Origin of the sequence: Nonomuraea sp. NPDC049784 (assembly GCF_040659615.1) — a bacterium.
Taxonomy (GTDB): Bacteria; Actinomycetota; Actinomycetes; order Streptosporangiales; family Streptosporangiaceae; genus Nonomuraea.
Map to the genome: position 1 here is coordinate 1 of NZ_JBFAMX010000959.1, position 2,743 is coordinate 2,743.

Sequence of the window (2,743 nt, forward strand, 5' to 3'; positions counted from 1 at the left end):
GTCGCGACGGCCGCGTCGCGGCCGTCCGGGTCGGTGAGCACGGCCACGGCCCCCTTCGCCATCGCGTCGGCGGCGAAGGCGGCGCCGTGGGCCTGCTTACCGGGCAGGGCCACGTACAGGTCTCCGCGCCTGACGTTGCGGGAGTCGATGGTGACGCCGGTCAGGGCAGCATGAGGCGACCGCGACGAGCCTGAGTCGGCGTCGAGCATGGTCGCGAGCCCGGTCAGCGGACGGGGCTGGCTGGTCGTGGGACGCATAGACGACGGGGGACGCACGGCGAGAGCGTACCTTCCCTGCTCACTGTCCCGCGCGCATCCGCACCGGCGGAGCGGTGGAGCCTGTGGGAGGAATCTTCTTGCTCTTGATGGCGAACGTCATCACATCCTTGAACACGGGGGCCGCCAGCTGCCCGCCGAAGTGGCCGTTCTTCGGGTTCTGCAGCACCGACAGCACCACCAGCCGGGGCTGGTCGGCCGGCGCGAACCCGACGAACGAGGCCGTGTAGCCCTTGTAACGGCCGAGCTTCGCATCGTAGCGGTTGGCCGTGCCCGTCTTGCCCGCCACCCGGTATCCGGGGATGGCCGCGAGCAGTCCCGTGCCCTCCGCACTCACCGCGCTCTCCAGCATCGTCGTGATCTCCTTGGCCGTCGTCGCGCTCACCACCTTGGTCTGCTTACCTGCGGGAGCGGGAACGAACCTGCCTGACGTGTCCGTCGTGCCGGCGACGATCTGCGGCTCGACCTTGATGCCGCCGTTGGCGATGGTCTGGTAGACACTGGCCATCTGCAGCGCGGTCACCGAAACGCCCTGCCCGTAGGCGACGGTGCAGTTCTGACTGCCCGACCAGTTCTTGTAGTCGGGCAGCAGGCCGGCCTCCGCACTCGGCACGCCACCGCCGGGCGTCGAGCCGAACCCGAACGTCTTCAGCATCCGGTACAGGCGCTCGCTGCCGACCTTGCGCGCGGCCATGATCGTGGCCACGTTGCTGGACTCGGCCACGGCCTGGCGGAAGGTCATCGACTCGGACTTGTGCGCGTGGGCGTCACGCAGCACCTGGTCGGCGCACTTGATCCGGTCGGGAACCTGGAACACCGTGTCGGGCGTCACCTCGCCGGCCTCGATCGCGGCGGCCGCCGTGATCACCTTGTTGGTGCTGCCCGGCTCGAACACGTCGGCGGCGGCCTTGTTGATGTACGTGGAGGCGGGGGCCTTGCGCCAGTTGTTCAGGTCGAGCTCGGGGGCGTTGGCCATGGCGATGATCTGGGCGGTCCGCACGTCCATGACGATCACGGTGCCGCTGTCGGCGCCGGCCTTCTTGACCTGCTTGGCGATGGACTCCTGGGCGGCCCACTGGATGTCGCGGTCGATGGTCAGCCGCACGTCCTGCCCGTTCACGGGGGCGGTGCGCTGGCTGCTGGTCATCGGGATGCGCAGGCCGTCGCGGCCCGTCTCGACGCGCTGCTCCCCGTCGTGCCCGGCCAGCAACGTGTTCCTGGCCTGCTCCATGCCGCCGAGGCCGTCGCCCTCGTCGCCGACGAACCCGATCAGGCTGCCCGCCAGGTCGCCCGCCGGATAGAGCCTGCGGTACGTCTTCTTCGCCGACAACGCGGGCACGCGGGCCTGCAGCAGGCGGCTGGCCACGACGGGGTCGACGTCCGTGGCCAGGCGCTGGTAGCGGGTGTTCGTCCTGGCCAGCTTCGCGGCGATCTCCTGCTCGCTCTTGCCGAGCTGCTGTGCCAGGAGCGTGGTCCATTTCGCGCGCGACTCGGCGAGGACCTTGGACGGGTCGATCGACACCTCGCGGGCCTCGACGGTGACGGCCAGCCCGTGGCCGTTGACGTCGGTGATCGAGCCGCGTTTGGCGGGGATCTCCTCGGTGTGCAGGCGCTGGCCCACCGCCGCGGCCTCGTACACCTTGGAGTCGAGACCCTGCATCTGGATCAGCCGCCCGGCGAAGATCGACAGGATGAACGTCATGCCGATCAGGCCGATGTTGATGCGCCTGCGCGGGTTGCCCAGCCGCAGCACGTGCGGCGGCCTGGGCGGTTGCGGCGGCGGCCTGCGCGGCCCCTTGGGCGGCGGCACGTCTCCGCCGCGGCGCAGCCCCACCCACTCACGGCCCCGCGCCGGCTCCGGCCTGGCCTGCGGCCTCGGGCTGCCCGCCTGGGTACGGCGGGCCCCTTCCGCTCTGCCCCCGTCCTCCGGCCTGCCGCGGCGTGGCGGGTCGTCCTCCTGCCTGCCGCGTGCCCGCTCGTCGCGCCCTTGATCGCGTCCCCGGAGCCGATCGGAGTCATCGCGTCGCCGGGGAGTACGCCCCCTGGGACGATCGCCCTCATCACGTCCCTGCCCGGCCCGTTCCCTCGGGCGGTCGTCCTCGTCGTGAGGGCGCCTGCGAGTGCCGGCCTCCCCGCGTGAGCTCCCGCGGGAAGCCTCACCGCGGTTGCGGCCCGTCGCGCCGTCCTGCCGGGCACGGTCCTGGCCGCCTTGACGCGCCCCACCGGAGTCGCCGGAACGGGAGCGGCCGGCACGGCCCTGACCGTTGCGGCCGGCGTCGTCCCGGGACGAACGGCCGGCACGACCCTGATCGGCGCGACCAGTGTCATCCCGGGAGGAACGGCCGGGACGGCCCTGACCGGCATCGTCCCGAGGGGGACGGCCACGCGAGTCGTCACCGGAATCGCGCGGCGGGCGCCCCCGGGGCTCGCCGTCGGGGCCGAACGGCAGGTCGAGAGGGTCCTGTGGG

At 72.1% G+C, this 2,743-nt stretch carries 3 protein-coding genes; 1 reads left to right on the forward strand and 2 read right to left on the reverse strand.

All coding sequences use genetic code 11. The features are described from left to right. The coding region (locus AB0J09_RS61670; RefSeq protein ID WP_360713381.1) for a Mur ligase domain-containing protein at window positions 1-257 on the reverse strand (257 nt) is incomplete at its 3' end. Window positions 258-297: 40 nt separating this feature from the next. After that, window positions 298-2,109, reverse strand: a complete 1,812-nt coding sequence (locus tag AB0J09_RS61675) for a penicillin-binding protein 2 (protein ID WP_360713382.1) — start codon at window positions 2,107-2,109, stop codon at window positions 298-300. Window positions 2,110-2,484: 375 nt separating this feature from the next. Here AB0J09_RS61675 and AB0J09_RS61680 point away from each other — a divergent pair. Further along, window positions 2,485-2,743, forward strand: a 259-nt coding sequence (locus AB0J09_RS61680) for a hypothetical protein (protein ID WP_360713384.1), incomplete at its 3' end; no start/stop codon positions are given.